At 42.5% G+C, this 14215-nt stretch carries 12 protein-coding genes, 1 tRNA gene and 4 pseudogenes; 5 read left to right on the top strand and 12 right to left on the bottom strand.

Annotated elements, in window-relative coordinates:
* Positions 1–5 precede the first annotated feature (5 nt).
* The 4 genes and pseudogenes from V4P57_RS03525 (at position 6) to mazG (ending at position 4179) form a co-directional block, all read left to right on the top strand.
* The gene (locus V4P57_RS03525; protein WP_455466767.1) at positions 6–1280 is read left to right on the top strand and encodes a beta-ketoacyl-ACP synthase; all 1275 of its coding nucleotides are present in this window, start codon (positions 6–8) and stop codon (positions 1278–1280) included.
* A 67-nt stretch (positions 1281–1347) separates the two neighbouring features.
* A pseudogene (locus V4P57_RS03520) lies at positions 1348–2377 on the top strand (zinc-binding dehydrogenase).
* Positions 2378–2380: 3 nt separating this feature from the next.
* Positions 2381–3313, top strand: coding sequence for a lipid A biosynthesis lauroyl acyltransferase (locus V4P57_RS03515; protein ID WP_455466766.1), 933 nt, complete (start codon positions 2381–2383; stop codon positions 3311–3313).
* A 29-nt stretch (positions 3314–3342) separates the two neighbouring features.
* Positions 3343–4179, top strand: coding sequence for a nucleoside triphosphate pyrophosphohydrolase (gene mazG, locus V4P57_RS03510; protein ID WP_455466765.1), 837 nt, complete (start codon positions 3343–3345; stop codon positions 4177–4179).
* Positions 4180–4229: 50 nt separating this feature from the next.
* On the opposite strand, the gene V4P57_RS03505 is transcribed toward mazG, so the two are convergent.
* Entirely contained in the window at positions 4230–4607 is a 378-nt protein-coding gene (locus tag V4P57_RS03505) for an iron-sulfur cluster assembly accessory protein (RefSeq protein ID WP_455466764.1), read from the bottom strand.
* A gap of 508 nt (positions 4608–5115) precedes the next feature.
* On the opposite strand from V4P57_RS03505, the gene V4P57_RS03500 reads away from it, so the two are divergent.
* Positions 5116–5192 (top strand) — tRNA-Pro (locus V4P57_RS03500).
* Positions 5193–5583: 391 nt separating this feature from the next.
* Here V4P57_RS03500 and V4P57_RS03495 read toward each other — a convergent pair.
* The 11 genes and pseudogenes from V4P57_RS03495 to V4P57_RS03445 all read right to left on the bottom strand — a co-directional run bounded on the left by V4P57_RS03495 (position 5584) and on the right by V4P57_RS03445 (position 14124).
* Positions 5584–6403: pseudogene (locus V4P57_RS03495) on the bottom strand (DNA adenine methylase).
* 140 nt (positions 6404–6543) lie between these two features.
* A complete protein-coding gene (locus tag V4P57_RS03490) occupies positions 6544–7533 on the bottom strand; it encodes a phage late control D family protein (RefSeq protein WP_455466960.1) in 990 nt (329 codons plus the stop codon).
* Positions 7533–7787, bottom strand: a complete 255-nt coding sequence (locus V4P57_RS03485) for a tail protein X (protein ID WP_455465472.1) — start codon at positions 7785–7787, stop codon at positions 7533–7535. Before V4P57_RS03485 ends, V4P57_RS03490 begins: the two co-directional genes overlap by 1 nt.
* Positions 7784–8245 (bottom strand): phage tail protein, encoded by a 462-nt coding sequence (locus V4P57_RS03480; protein ID WP_455466237.1) that lies wholly within the window; start codon positions 8243–8245, stop codon positions 7784–7786. Before V4P57_RS03480 ends, V4P57_RS03485 begins: the two co-directional genes overlap by 4 nt.
* A gap of 13 nt (positions 8246–8258) precedes the next feature.
* The gene (locus V4P57_RS03475; RefSeq protein WP_455466752.1) at positions 8259–10601 is read right to left on the bottom strand and encodes a phage tail tape measure protein; all 2343 of its coding nucleotides are present in this window, start codon (positions 10599–10601) and stop codon (positions 8259–8261) included.
* Between the two features lie 131 nt (positions 10602–10732).
* Positions 10733–11143, bottom strand: coding sequence for a hypothetical protein (locus tag V4P57_RS03470; protein ID WP_455466763.1), 411 nt, complete (start codon positions 11141–11143; stop codon positions 10733–10735).
* A gap of 38 nt (positions 11144–11181) precedes the next feature.
* A pseudogene (locus tag V4P57_RS03465) lies at positions 11182–11391 on the bottom strand (phage major tail tube protein); the annotation flags it as partial.
* Between the two features lies 1 nt (position 11392).
* A pseudogene (locus V4P57_RS03460) lies at positions 11393–12282 on the bottom strand (DNA-binding domain-containing protein); the annotation flags it as partial.
* Positions 12279–12737, bottom strand: coding sequence for a hypothetical protein (locus V4P57_RS03455; RefSeq protein ID WP_455466762.1), 459 nt, complete (start codon positions 12735–12737; stop codon positions 12279–12281). The pseudogene V4P57_RS03460 and the gene V4P57_RS03455, both read right to left, overlap by 4 nt.
* Positions 12734–13726, bottom strand: a complete 993-nt coding sequence (locus tag V4P57_RS03450) for a ParB/RepB/Spo0J family partition protein (protein WP_455466576.1) — start codon at positions 13724–13726, stop codon at positions 12734–12736. The genes V4P57_RS03455 and V4P57_RS03450 overlap by 4 nt, the downstream gene beginning before the upstream one ends.
* Positions 13726–14124, bottom strand: a complete 399-nt coding sequence (locus tag V4P57_RS03445; RefSeq protein ID WP_455466950.1) for a hypothetical protein — start codon at positions 14122–14124, stop codon at positions 13726–13728. Before V4P57_RS03445 ends, V4P57_RS03450 begins: the two co-directional genes overlap by 1 nt.
* Positions 14125–14215 lie beyond the last annotated feature (91 nt).

Genomic DNA, 14215 nt, shown 5'->3' with positions numbered 1-14215 from the left:
CTGTAGTGAAATATAATGATCATCTCGGACGTCCTCTTGTAGCAATAACTGGAGTAGGAATTGTAACATCACTGGGACAAGGCAAACACGAAAATTGGCAAAAATTAACAAATGGTGTTAGCGGTATCCATAAAATAACGCGCTTTCCCGTTGAGGGATTAAATACGCGTGTCGCTGGAACAGTTGATTTTCTTAAAGAAAGTACGCTTGGTGCTTCAGCTCTCTCTGAAAAACTCGCTTATCTCGCGGCAGAAGAAGCTTTAGTGCAAGCAGCTCTTGATAAAATGGATTTTAATGGCCCACTCTTTTTAGCAGCTCCTCCTGTTGCGTTTGAATGGATAGCACGTTTTGCTCTTGATCAAAGAGAGATATTCATTAATGAGCCTTCCTATGCGCATCTTCTTGAAGTCTGCAGCCATAGCCTCCATGAAAAACTCTTTGAGAGCACACAATTTGGTACAATTGCAGAAAATCTTCAAAAACAATTTGGGACAAAGGAACTTCCTATTACACTTTCAACTGCTTGCGCATCTGGCGCAACAGCTATTCAATTAGGCGTTGAAGCTATTCAACAGATAGAAACAAATCGTGCACTTACAATTGCTACGGATGGTTCAGTTTCAGCAGAATCTCTTATTCGCTTTTCGTTATTATCTGCTCTTTCAATCCAAAATGATCCTGCAGAAAAAGCAGCAAAACCCTTTAGCCGTGATAGAGATGGTTTTGTTATGGCAGAAGGATCAGGCGCTCTTGTTCTTGAATCTCTTAAAAGCGCATTAGACCGTAACGCTACGATTTTAGGAATTTTTGCTGGTTGTGGAGAGACAGCAGATGATTTTCATCGTACGCGCTCAAAGCCTGATGCATCCCCAGCGATTGAATCAGTTCGCAAAGCCTTAGATGATGCAAAAATAACCATCAATGAAATTGACTATATTAATGCACACGGAACCTCAACACCTGAAAATGAAAAGATGGAATATCTCGCATTGTCAACGGTCTTCGGTGATATTTTAGAACATATTCCTGTTTCTTCTAATAAATCAATGATTGGACATACATTAGCTGCTGCCGGTGCCATAGAGGCTATTTTTTCGCTGTTAACGATTCAATCGGGAATACTTCCCCCTACAATCAATTATGATGATCCTGATCCTGCTATCCCTTTAGACGTTTTTCCTAACCATAGCCGTAAAGCTCGTATCAATACGGTTTTATCAAACTCATTTGGATTTGGTGGTCAAAATACGAGTCTTGTTATCACAGCATATAAAGGATAAATCTTTGAGTACTGATCAAACCTATTATGCTTAACCTAATAGCCATATATATTTAAGTGGAAAGATAATGCGTGCACTGCAATTATTAAATGAACGTGAGCTTAAAATCACCAATATTGCCCCGCCGCCACCGCCTAATCCTGATGAAGTAACAGTGCGTATAAAAGCCGTTGCTCTTAATCATATTGATGTATGGGGCTGGCGTGGTATGGCCTTTGCTAAAGGAAAAATGCCCCTTATAATTGGTGCAGAATCTTCCGGTGAGGTTACTCAATTAGGGAGTAATGTTAAAAATTTACAACTAGGGCAAATCGTCTCAATCTATGGAGCACAAACCTGTGGAACATGCCAAGCTTGCCGTGAAGGACGTGATAACCTTTGCAATGATGTAAAAGGTATCTACGGTTTTCATCTTGATGGATTTGCCTGTGAACTTGTCAATTTGCCAGCACGCCTATTGGTCTCAGCTCCGCCAAAATGTAATGAACTGCAAGCAGCTATTGCTCCAATTACTTTTGGCACTGTAGAACATATGCTTTTCGATAATGCGAAACTACAAGCAGGAGAAACAATTCTAATACAGGCAGGTGGGTTCTGGTATCGGCTCAGCAGCCATTCAACTTGCAAAACATATAGGATGCACAGTTATCACGACCGTAGGTTCAGATGAGAAAATTGCAAAAGCACAAGCTCTCGGAGCTGATCACGTGATTAATTACCGTAAAGAACGTTTTGAAGGTATTGTCCGCAAATTAACTCAAAAAAAAGGTGTTGATGTTGTTTTTGAGCACGTAGGAGTTGATACATGGGGCGGTTCTCTGTTGTGTATGAAACGAGGAGAACGCTTGGTAACTTGTGGTTCTACCTCTGGAGTTACAGCATCACTAAATCTCATGCAGTTGTTCCAGCAACAACTTAAAATATTCGGTTCATTTGGCTGCCGCATAGAGAATATGCAAAACGCTATGCAGAAAATGGCACAAGGCGTTGTACACCCTGTCATTGATACAATTGTTGGATTTGATGAAATTGATACAGCTTTAAAACGTATGGAAAGCCGTAATGTTTTTGGTAAAATTATTCTTAAAATCGATTAAATTATGATAAAACTTTATATTAAAGTTTTTATGTATCGTATTAAAATCATGGTGAAAAAATTATTTTATTTTTTATGGGGATATCTGCTCATTGGTTCTTTATTTATTTTCAAATATTTTCCTGCCAACATTGGAATTTCTTTTTTTTCCTGCTTGGCAAAAACACTCGGTCCTTTTGTCCATCGTTATAAAATCGCGCTTGAGAATCTTAGAGCTGCGTATCCAGAAAAAACAGAAAAAGAACTGCATGCAATTGCAATAGAAATGTGGGAGAATATAGGAAAATTTATAGCTGAATATATTTTTCTTGATAAAATTTTTGATTTTGATCCTCATGCGAACCAGCCAGGTCTTATTGAGGTTAAGGGTATCGAGATATTTCAGCGATTAAAAAATGAAAAAAAACCGCATATTTTCTTCACAGCTCATACCGGAAATTTCGAACTTCTCCCTATATGCGCTCAAAGTTTTGACCTTAATATTACAGTGCTTTTTAGACTACCCGATAATCCCTATATAGCAAAACGAGTCCTGAAAGCTCGACAAACTTCTATGGGGCATCTCGTCCCCTCTAAGGCAGGTGCAGCTTGGGCATTAGCAGCCAAATTAGCAGAGGGTCAAAATGTTGGCATGCTCGTTGATCAAAAGTTTCGTCGAGGTGTTTTAGGAACATTTTTTAATAGACCACTTAAAACAAATCCCCTAATTATAAAGCTTGCGCGACGCTATGATTGCGATATTTATCCAGCACGTTGTATTCGTCTCCCTGGAGGGCGTCATCGTTTAGAATTGTATGAACGTATAAAGCTTCCACTTGATGAAAACAATGAAATCGATATAACTGCTTCTACGCAAAAATTAAATGATATTGTCGAAAGTTGGATACGTGAATATCCTGGACAATGGACGTGGTTACACAGACGTTGGAATAGCTGATATATTACAGATTTATGGGAAAGGCACAAATGATCGCATCAAAAGATATTAATGATCTTATCGCAATTGTTGCAGCATTACGAAATCCCAATAACGGATGTATCTGGAATATAAAACAAACATTTGAATCTCTTATACCCTATATGCTCGAGGAAGTTTACGAGGTTATCGATGCCATTGAGCGGGATAACCGCACAGATCTTTGTGATGAACTCGGTGATCTTCTTTTACAAATAGTCTACCATGCTACGATTGCGCAAGAAGAAGGTAATTTTTCTTTTGAGGATGTTGTTTACGCAATCACTGCAAAAATGATTCGTCGCCATCCCCATGTTTTTGGAAATGTAGAGCAAAAAAAACGTGGTTTTGTGGCGGAAGAATGGGAACAGATTAAAAAAACAGAACGAGCTGAACAGAAACAATGGTGCAAAGAAATAAACTTATCAAACAATTCCATAACAAGCATCCTTGCAAAAATAAAAAAGATCCAGCCAGCAGACCAAGAAGCACTCACTTTACAAAAAGCGGCTGCTGAAGTTGGTTTTGATTGGCATGAGAATCATAATTTTTGTGCAAAAATCGAAGAAGAATTCAATGAACTCAGAGAAGCAATCAAAGATAATAAAATGTCAGATATAGAAGCAGAATTCGGTGATATTTATTTCGCCCTGCTTAATCTTGCACGCCATTTAAATATTGATTCACAAAAAGCATTAAAAAAAACAAATACAAAATTTCGAAATCGTTTTGCCTATATTGAAGAAAGCCTATCTACTCAATCTAAAACACTAGCTGATGCATCTTTAAATGAAATGGAATATCTTTGGGATAAGGCAAAAAATAAGAAAAATATCAGATTTCGCTAACCTAAAAAAATCAACAAATATCCGAATTATTCAATAAAACCTGACTAAGCTCAATTGGCTTTATACGCTTCATCTAGCTGACCTTGCAAGGCAGGACGGAGTTCTACCGATTCACCGCATCCACATGCTGAAACTTGATTAGGATTTTTAAATACAAAACCAGAACGAAGTGTTGTCACTTCGTAATCCACCTGCGTCCCTAATAAAAATAATACTGCATCATGTGCTATAAAAACACGAGCGCCGTTAATTTCAACAACATCTGCATCCAACCCCTCTTCCTTTACAAGGGTAATTGTATATTCCATCCCCGCACAGCCGCCTTTCTTGATGCCAATAAGGATACCACGCGCATCTTTTGCATCCATAATCGCTTTAACACGATTTACTGCAGATTCTGTCAAACTCACTACCGAAAAACGGCTCATTATTTACTCTTTTCTACTCAACAAAACTTCGATAATGTTTTATCTTCGATATCCTGGTTATTTGGTATATCAGAAATAAAACAACAAGATATAAATTGAAATATTTTGATTTTTTCTATCAGGATAAAAGCCTCATATCCAATAATTTGGATTCATAATTATACAATCTGAGATTTCCATTTTACCATCCTCATATCCTGTGCAAAATGCCTTTTGTACAAAAATCAAAAATAAAGAAAAAATTCTTCAATATCATCGATCAGCTAGTATACTTATAAAACTGTTCCCCTTTTTGAAAAGTTTTTAATGGATAAACAGAAATATCAAAAAGATACCACCATCCCCTCACACTTATTAAGTGCCGGAAAAAATGAACAATTTTAGAAGCACAAAGCTTTTTATGAATACAATCTCTCTTTAAAAATACAAGAGTATTTTATAGATTTCATTCTGTTTATTTTTTCTCTTGCCTTTAAATGAACAGTCGTTTAGTCGTTCTACGCAGAATCGGAGCGTAGCGCAGCCTGGTAGCGCACTTGACTGGGGGTCAAGGGGTCGTGGGTTCGAATCCCGCCGCTCCGACCATTTTTTTCAAAACTGTTTGTAGCTTGCCAGCAGGTTTTGCACTATTTGCCACCTAGTTTTGCACCAATTTATTTTTTTTCACAGGGTTTTTTAAGGGGTTCTAAAAGGGTCTTCAAAGATCATTTAAAGACTCTTTGAATGAGTCTTTTTTTTCTGTTAAAAATCACGATTTGAGATGATCAGTTTTTTTGCCACAATCACATGATTTGATACCTACAATTTGTAAGATCATGAGTGCAGAGCACCATAAAATTTTGTATAATTTGTATCGTATTTTGTAAAAACTACCTCCTTTTCAAAGGATTTTCATTTTTTCAAAGGGTTCTCAAAGGGTCTTCAAAGGCCTTTCAAAGGTTATTTAAAGACCCTTTAAATGAGTCTTTTTTTTCTGTTAAAAATCACAATTTGAGATGATCAGTTCTTTGGCAGGAGTCGCACGATTTAAACCACATGTGTAAGATGTTGTGACCTCTTTTATCTGAAATTGACTAAAGGTTTTTCGGATCTCTGGCACATCATTGAGTGAAAGAAGAAACTTCCCCTTTAATTGCGCAAGGAGCGCAGACATGGTCTGGTAATCCTCCCGCTTAAACAAATCCTTTCCATAATAGGGCTCAACGCCAAAATAAGGTGGATCAAGATAAAAAAACACCTGTGGACGATCATAGCGAAGAATAAAGTCAGACCAATTTAAATGTTCAATGGTGACCGTGGATAAACGACGGTAAATAAGCTTTAACAAGGCTTCAAGTTTCAAAGGATTAAACTGTGCAGTGCAGTGAGGATCAACTCTAAACCTACGATTGGTTACCTGACCACCAAAACTCAAACGCTGCAGATAGAAAAATCGTACAGCCCTCTCTAAATCCGTAAGGGTTTTGGGATCTTGTAAAGAGAAGTGTTGAAATACTTCACGGCTGCTAATCTGGAACTTTAACAAATCCGTAAATGGCTGATAATGGCGTTGCAACACCCGAAAAAAATTCACCACATCACCTGAACGATCATTGATCACTTCATATAAAGGTTTCAATTTTCGTCTAAAGAATATTCCTCCCATGCCAACAAAAGGTTCTGCATAAGTTTTATGAGGAATGCTTTCAATGATTCTGATAAGGGTTTTTAGACAACTTGATTTTACCACCAATATAAGCACTAGCTGGTGTGATAGGATCAACAGATTTTAATGTTTCAGCATAAAGTGTATCCATACTTTTTTAACTTCTTCCATACATGATGGCCGCCTTCTCATTGCTTCAAGTGATAAGAAGTGGCTGCGATGTTATGTGTTTTGGCATCGGACGGGTGTGTCGCTAAACTATCCCCGTTGGCTGGGTAACCAGCCCAGCCTCTATTTATTGTGTCTCTCCTCCCTCTTGTTTGGTGCTTCCAGTGTAATTTCTGTGGTGTATCCGCTTGATTTCTCATAGCGATGGGTGACGGTTGCGGCTTTCCATGAACCATTGATTTCGCTGCGGAACCCCTGTAGCAAAAGAGGTTGATCGGCCATGATTTCTGGATAACCCTCAAGGGTCAAAGAACCACTTCCCACAGCACGGCAAAGTCGGTCTGATTCTGATGCCGCTGCTGCTAACGCCTCTTCCTTGCAGGTATAACAAGTCCGCAGACGACGCACAGGTCCGCTAACCCCTGTCTGATGTTTGACTTGGTATTGCTGCCCTTTTGAGCGATCAAAATAAGAAGCTTCCACCACACCGTATTGCGTGCGTGGCTCTAACGTGAATTCCCAACTGGAACAGTCGTGCTTATAAAGGTCGAGTGCTGGTAAATTGTCTCCGCTTAAAAATAAAAACTTATTGTCCTTGATCAAAAAACGTGCCTGCATGCGGTCAGCAAGGCGGGTTAAAAAATCAACCGCAGATTGATCTGTACGAATCACATAAGGCAAAGCTTGTTTGGTCAACTGGGGACTGATCTTTGCTTGATAGCCATGGCGCTTGGCGAGTGTCTCAACAATCTCACCAATGGTTCTGTGATCAAAATGTTCACTAGCTTGTTCTTTGAGTTCCTTACGCATCGAGGCGCTTTTGCCACAAAGGCGTAAAATCTCTCCTTCACTGCCGCCTGAACTTACAACCGATTCAACAACAAAACGCCCCATAAACGCACTGATGATGTTCTCATAGCCAAAGATCACCTGTAGAGTGCTGTTGCTGGCCGGAACACTTAAATCATGACCGCTATCGTCAAATTCTGCTTCAAATGTATCGGCTTCATTACCGGCATTATCAGTGATGGTTGCCGTTAAAAGACGCTGGTAAAAAACTTCATGAACAGGTCTGTCTCCCACCTTAACCACAATAAAAGGGTATGTACGCATTAATCCCATAGCCGCTTCACCATGCTTTGGGGATTAGACAACACAAATTCAGGAAGTATCACACGCAATCCACGTGGCAAAAGCACACCATATTTGGCAATCTCTGGATTGGCCTCCAATGTGGCTTCTAAATAACCTTTTAAAGCTCCCACGCGAGAGCGATCCCCTAACACAGCCATGGCATGGTGAAAGCAGATGAGGTCTAAGCTCATATCCTCTAGCTCTACAACAATGTGCTTTTCTGCTATCTTCATTGGCATTGTCCCATCTGATATTGCCCCATCTGATACTGTCCTTGAGGTTTTCCCCCATCAAAAAAGGGCAAGAGACTAATGGAATAGCGGAGACGCTGAGATTGGCCAGAGCGGCTGATATAATCATGGTCTTTACTAATACTGGTGAGCACCACGCAGCCATGCATAATGGCGCTATAGGTGGTATCATTGATCCAACGGATCATCGCAACGGGTTTGGCTGCTCGAATCGTTTGGGTAATGGCATCTATCGCTTCACGGTCGCCAAACTCTTCTGGAAACAAAACCCCATGGATGGTTTTGGGATCATTACCATAGCCGGTAAATTGCAAACCAGGTGCCTTGCCAAAACGCTCCATACAAACCCAGGAGGCAGAAAACTCTTCTTCAAAGGATTGGAAATTCAACCAGTCCACATAAAATTGATGTGGTCCTAACATCATCAAAGGATCTCTCATAGGCTCCCTCCCCTCATTCTGTTCCCCCATGCAGGGCATTGGCACGTGCACGTTGAATGGCGTGACTTACCGCACGACCAGTGGCAATAGGATCACGGGCACCATTGACATGTACCGTGACATTTTGATTATGGGTGATGGTGGAGCGGTCTTTGTCCCTTATCCCTGTGTCAGGAGCCTGTTTGTGATGGCTTCCCGCAAATTGCACAATCGGTTGAATGGCTGTTTTGCCCCCAAGCCAACTTGGCAAATGGAAAAGGTCCGATAAATCAATCGACCCAATCCATGTCTTGATGCGGCGGGGCAAGGATGTAAAAAAATCGCTCAACCCCGTGATGGAGGCCATAAAACCATCGACAATCCAATTGGCCAAGTCCTCCCCCGCCTGTTCCATACCGGCTTTGGCATCCTCAGAGAGCTTTTCTTGAGCAAAAAAACTAACCAACCATTGCCAAAAGTTGGAAAGGCTTTGTTTAAACCCATCCCACACATTGCCAAACCACCTGCCAACAGCGTTAAGTCCTTGTTTGAATTTTTGCCAAGCTTGAGAGAAATCAAAAGCAGCGGCAATAATATTTTTCCACTTGGTGATGGTTGCGGTATCAGCACCAAAAAAGCGCATGACGGCTTCAAAGGCACGACTAAGAGCGCGTGTTATTCCCCGTGCAAAGCCTTTGACAAAGGAAGAGAAACGATCCCAATATTTCCACAAAGCAAAGCAAGCGGTAAGGATCACAGCCACAACAGCAGCAATCAGAGCCCCTATCGGGGTAAAAACAGCACCAACTACAGAGGCAATGCCAGCCCCAACCACTTCTATCGCTGTCCCTATCGAACCAAAAGAGGCGGCGAATGCAGAACCAGAGACCATAAGCCCCCGAAACGTAGCCACCAGTAAAGTTATCGGCCGTAAAAGACGCAGTGATCTCCCACCAAGCCCTGCCGCCATTATTCCCAGTGAGCGACCTGAAGCCGCTAACCCTCGCCAATTTGCCTTAAGACCACGACTGAGTGCTCCAAGCTTGATAAAAGAGCTGATCAACTGCAGAAACCCAAGACGTGTACCAGCCATGGTAAAACGCAACACACGCAGAGCAATATTAAAAGCCATCAGGGCGGCAATGGTTTTGATGATAGCGCTTGTTAAAGTGGGATGGGCATTCGCCCATGTCATCAACCCATTGGTAAAATTGCCAACACTTTCCATCAAACTGTTGACAGGGGGCAATAAAACTTCACCAATGGTAATCCCCAACGCCACGATACGATTTTGCAAAAGTTCAAATTGCCTCATCGCACCGGTTGCTTGTTTGTCCGCCTCTTGCTCCACGGAGCCTTTAAAGACTTTTGGATCTCTCACAAACTCTAGAGCTTGCCATAACAATTCGGGATTGCCGACCAATTTGGCAAAATCACCGGTAAAATCGCGTCCAGCGATGGCAATCAGGGAACGCATACCCTGTTCTGATTTGCCCAAAACATCAAAAAAGCGAACCAAGGTACCGGTCGCATCTTTATCGAGATCTTCCATGAATTTTTCACGGGATAGCCCGATATTGGTAAAAGCATCCTCAATATGCTTGCCTCCCGCCTGAATGCGGGCACTGATTACGTTAAAGCCACGCGCTGCGCTTTCTGGAACAATACCAGCGGAAATCATTGCTGTACCAAACGCCGCTGTTTCACGCGCCGTGAGTTTAAACATGGTTGCCGCACCGGTGGCACGATTGGTAAAATCGGAAACCTCACTGGCCTTGGCGGCCATATGATTGGAGAGATGATTGATGGCATCACCTAAAGCCTCAATACCTTCCTGATTGAGTTTAAAGACATTGCGCAATTTAGCAAAGCGCTCCCCAATCTGATCCCCCGTCATATCAAAAGCCACTGCAGCTTTAGCAGCATAAACGCTAAAAGCTTCTAGATCTTGCTCGCCGATGCCGGCTTGGCTGGCACTGGTCATCAGCTCCAAAACTTCACGTGCCGCTAGCGGAATCTTGGTGGAGGTTTCCAAAGCAAAACGGCGCAATGCTTTTAAGCGCTCAAGGGGCGCATCCAGAACCTTTTCCAATCCTTTCATCGATTGGTCAAATTGCATGGCTTTATAGAGAGGGGCAATCAAGGTTGCTGTTTGCGCAATGGCACCCACCATGCGCCCACGTGCTTGATTGAAAGCATTTTCCGCATTTGCTGTTGCCTCCCTCAGATGCTCAGGGTCAAACCAATTTTTAAAGTGCTGCCTTGTCTTGTTTTGGAAATGCGCAACATCTGAACTAAAGGCTGCAAGATCCCGCTTGGCAGAAGCTATCCCCTCTTGCAGATGATTAACAAAACGCACAACAAGGGAAACATCCATGAGAGTATTTTATCCTAACTGATGGCTTTCATATTCTAGGGCTTTAAGGCGTGCTAATTCGCTGCGATAGGAAATCACATCCCGCCAATCCATCTGGTTAATTTCTGAAGGTGCCCAGTGATAATAAAGCGCTAGTTCTGCTCCAAATTGTCCGGCATAAAGGATTGGCGTTGCGTAAAAAAAGCAAAAAAAGCCTTGAAGACAGCAATAATGTCAACAACATCAAGTCGATCAATCAGTTCAACAGATTCATGTGACATATCGGCTAAAAGCGCTGTAATTCCTTCTGTCGCCTCACTTGTGAACAAAACTTGAGAAAGCTTTGTGATAAGCACATCATTGGTGAGTGTTTTTTGCTCTCCAAGTTCAGGACCAAGCAACTCTGTCAACTGTGGTCCAATCAGCACCGCTAATTGCTTGGCTTGTTTGAAGGTGGGGCGATAAAAGGTCAGTTTCTTGTATAGAGATTCTTTGCCATTTTTGTCTTGATAAAGAAGAGGAACCTGCAACTCCACATCAATGGTTTTTTGTAAACTTGTCATGATCAATTCCTATAAATGAGATCCCTAATAATGAGAGCTTATAAATTGAGAATAGAGCGTCGACGGCCACCGATATCTTGTCCATTGCGTACAAGCCATCCGCCTCGTTTAAAAGAAAAGCGATGCAGGACAGAACCATCCCAAAATTCCGTATAGTCCCAAATATTTTTAATCTCGCAATCATAGCCTGTGGCTTTCCCACCAGATAGACCTTCGCTATCGACCTTAACTAAGCGGCCTATAACATCGCTTGCCCGAATAAAGATCTTGAATGGCGATCAAATAAAGACGCACAGGCTTTTCTGCCCAAGGAACCTGAACAAAAACATCTAACTTATGCCCATCCATATTCACTGCTTGCAGAGCATGAAGGCTAGAGCGATCGCGTCGTTGTGCAGGGTAAAGTTTTTTCGCCTTTTCCTCACCGTCACGCGCTAACGTCACAACCGCTTTTGAAATTTCTTTATTGAAACGACGCCGCAAAGCCCGCTCTGAAGGGATAGGAACCCAGCCTTTCTCACGTGCAACCGCAACCATGCGCCGATAACAAGCCGAAAATGCAGACTTAGAAGAACGTAGATAATCCGAACATAAAACTTCCCAAGCCCCCTCATGACATATTGCAAACTGTGAATAATTATCTTCACCGCAAGCTGGTGCTAATGCTGGCAACCAATCACTACGACTATGACCTTCTACCCTCTCGCGCCAATTAAAAAGCGACCTGCGGCTTACGCCAAATTTGATCCCCGTGCTGGTTGCCGCATCATGCACACCTACACCAGCTAAGAGTAAATCATCCATAAAACAAAGCGCCTTCAAACGCTCTTCACAGCGGTTTTTATGTGCCTTCGAAAGGCCATCATAGCGCAACCAAATGTCTTCTTTTTGCGTACTTTCTTCCGTATTTTGAAAAATGGCAATCTCTCTTTGCTGCATCAGTAAAACTGCCCGCGACCGCTCTGGCAATAAAGAGACGTTGTACTCCCAAACCGGCTTGGTTTTTCCTAAAATTTGTCGAAACAACTGTGTATTTAAACGCCATTTTTTAAGTGCCAGATTATTAAGGCCGACTTTTGTTTTGGCAACTCTGGCAGGGCTAATGCAGCTAATTCGGCAATGCTAAACCATTCTTTCATGGCTGCCCCCGCTTAATCTTCACGGGTGTAGCCCGCATGGCTTTTAATTGCGCGGCAATCTTCCTTTGTTCCTGCTGGAGCCTAGCAATCTCTGCTAACCGCGCTTCATCCCCTTGCAATAACGATAAGCCATCTTCACTCACAACCTCATCCCACAGCCAAAACGCTCCCGTAGCGCGAACAAAAGCCTTAAAGCGTGGTAAAGAAATATCCACCTGCTTACTTTCCGCAACATAAGCATCCAAACTCGCTTTGCTTAAGCAACCAATCCCTAAATAATGCGCCATACGCTCGGCGATCACACTGCGTTCATACGGACATTCACGCAAAGCCCGCGCCATGGCACGCTTAATACGTGAACGAAACCGCTCCAGATCAATCTGTGCAACAGGCTCACGACAGGGAAAAACTGGCTGTCGAAAAAAATCAAGCTGTTGAGAACCATGCCTCTTCATGCCTGCTCCTCCCCCCGTTCTCTTGCAAGATAATCACAAAACCGCGCCTTTGTCTGCGCATCCGCTCTCTGCCAAACACCCAACAATTGAGCAAAAATACGTTCCTGTTCATTGATGTGAGGCGGCGTATTAATGCCATTGACCAAATCAAAAGCCCGCCGTAAATCCCCCTCAACCTGTTGCAAAGCAATCGCCACACGCCGCTGCGCAACCGGCTCCATCTTCGCAAGCTTCAACAATTGCGCCTGATTATCCGCCAATGCCGTGCCACGCAAAACCGCCCGTAATTCCGGCTGTAAATGCTGGGAAATTTTCGTTAAATAATGTACTGCACGTTTCGATAAACCAATGCGATCCGCCACATGTTTGGCAAAAGACAAAACTGTTCCTTTGCCATTTTCTCCACTCGCATGAGAAATAGGTGCAACTTGCACTAATTGCTCTTCATCATGAAATAGTGCAAACTTTGCACTATTTCTCGTTTCAGAAATAGGATCAAGTTGATCCAATTTCTCATCAGCAGACCAAAATGCAATGTTTGCGCTTTGATTTGCATGTATATCATCACCAATCAAAGGGTAAACATTACCCTTTGATTTTTTATTCCTACCAATCTTAATCTCCCCATACTTCTTTTCCCATAATTTGCGGTAGGTCTGGACAAACAGGGCACGGTCAATCACCGACAATTCATTGCGGAAAAGGTTTTCTGCAACCTCTAAAAGCGCGGCATTGTCCTTATCAGCTTGCACCACAACAGCATTAATTTCGCTATAGCCCAAAAGCTCAGCAGCACGTAACCGGTGCGCACCAGCAATCAACGTATAATTGCCTCCCTTGGCATTGGGCGTATGGCGTACTGTAATCGGATTCATCAATCCCTCTCGCACCATTGATTGCGCAAGCGCCTTGGCATGCTCATCATCCACAGGGCGAATACGCTCAGGCACCACAATCAAATCTAAAGCAATCTCTTGAAATCGTGCCATCACGCCGCCACCTTTTCCATTTCTTTAAAAAACAAATCCATCGCACGCCCAGCCCACCTTCGATAAGCTTTCGCAAAAACAGGTTCTTCCAAACGTCGATTAATCACTTGCAAAGATAGAGAGATAGAAGTCCGCTGCCGTGCTTGTATGGCAACAATACGCCATCGTGGTACCCCAAACTGATAATGAAAAAGATGAATGACAATCTGCCGCGCTAACATCGCATCAAACAAATGATGCGGCGGGTTAATAATATATCGTACAGGTAAATGGCGAAAACTGCTTTGCACAACCTTATAACAGCAAGCGAGCATCGTTTCTAATCGTTCAACTTCTGAATAAGGATTAACGATATCGCTTCTGACATCTGGGGTCCATAAATTACAAGCAGCAACCATAATCCCCCCCGATAAAGAAAACTTGACCACCACCTAATCGCCAAAAACAAACCATCCAATCAGCTGCCTGATGAGACAACTGTATGCAATT

This window comes from Bartonella sp. B39 (assembly GCF_053795145.1).
This window is presented reverse-complemented; position numbering and strand designations above follow the sequence as displayed.

What these genes read in the sequence shown, in the direction of transcription:
- V4P57_RS03490 (WP_455466960.1), bottom strand. Translation starts at nt 7,533, where the DNA reads ATGCGTACATACCCTTTTATTGTGGTTAAGGTGGGAGACAGACCTGTT.
- V4P57_RS03445 (WP_455466950.1), bottom strand. Translation starts at nt 14,124, where the DNA reads ATGGTTGCTGCTTGTAATTTATGGACCCCAGATGTCAGAAGCGATATC.
- V4P57_RS03455 (WP_455466762.1), bottom strand. Translation starts at nt 12,737, where the DNA reads ATGAAGAGGCATGGTTCTCAACAGCTTGATTTTTTTCGACAGCCAGTT.
- V4P57_RS03470 (WP_455466763.1), bottom strand. Translation starts at nt 11,143, where the DNA reads ATGACAAGTTTACAAAAAACCATTGATGTGGAGTTGCAGGTTCCTCTT.
- V4P57_RS03450 (WP_455466576.1), bottom strand. Translation starts at nt 13,726, where the DNA reads ATGGCACGATTTCAAGAGATTGCTTTAGATTTGATTGTGGTGCCTGAG.
- V4P57_RS03480 (WP_455466237.1), bottom strand. Translation starts at nt 8,245, where the DNA reads ATGAGAGATCCTTTGATGATGTTAGGACCACATCAATTTTATGTGGAC.
- mazG (WP_455466765.1), top strand. Translation starts at nt 3,343, where the DNA reads ATGATCGCATCAAAAGATATTAATGATCTTATCGCAATTGTTGCAGCA.
- V4P57_RS03485 (WP_455465472.1), bottom strand. Translation starts at nt 7,787, where the DNA reads ATGAAGATAGCAGAAAAGCACATTGTTGTAGAGCTAGAGGATATGAGC.
- V4P57_RS03505 (WP_455466764.1), bottom strand. Translation starts at nt 4,607, where the DNA reads ATGAGCCGTTTTTCGGTAGTGAGTTTGACAGAATCTGCAGTAAATCGT.
- V4P57_RS03475 (WP_455466752.1), bottom strand. Translation starts at nt 10,601, where the DNA reads ATGGATGTTTCCCTTGTTGTGCGTTTTGTTAATCATCTGCAAGAGGGG.
- V4P57_RS03515 (WP_455466766.1), top strand. Translation starts at nt 2,381, where the DNA reads ATGATAAAACTTTATATTAAAGTTTTTATGTATCGTATTAAAATCATG.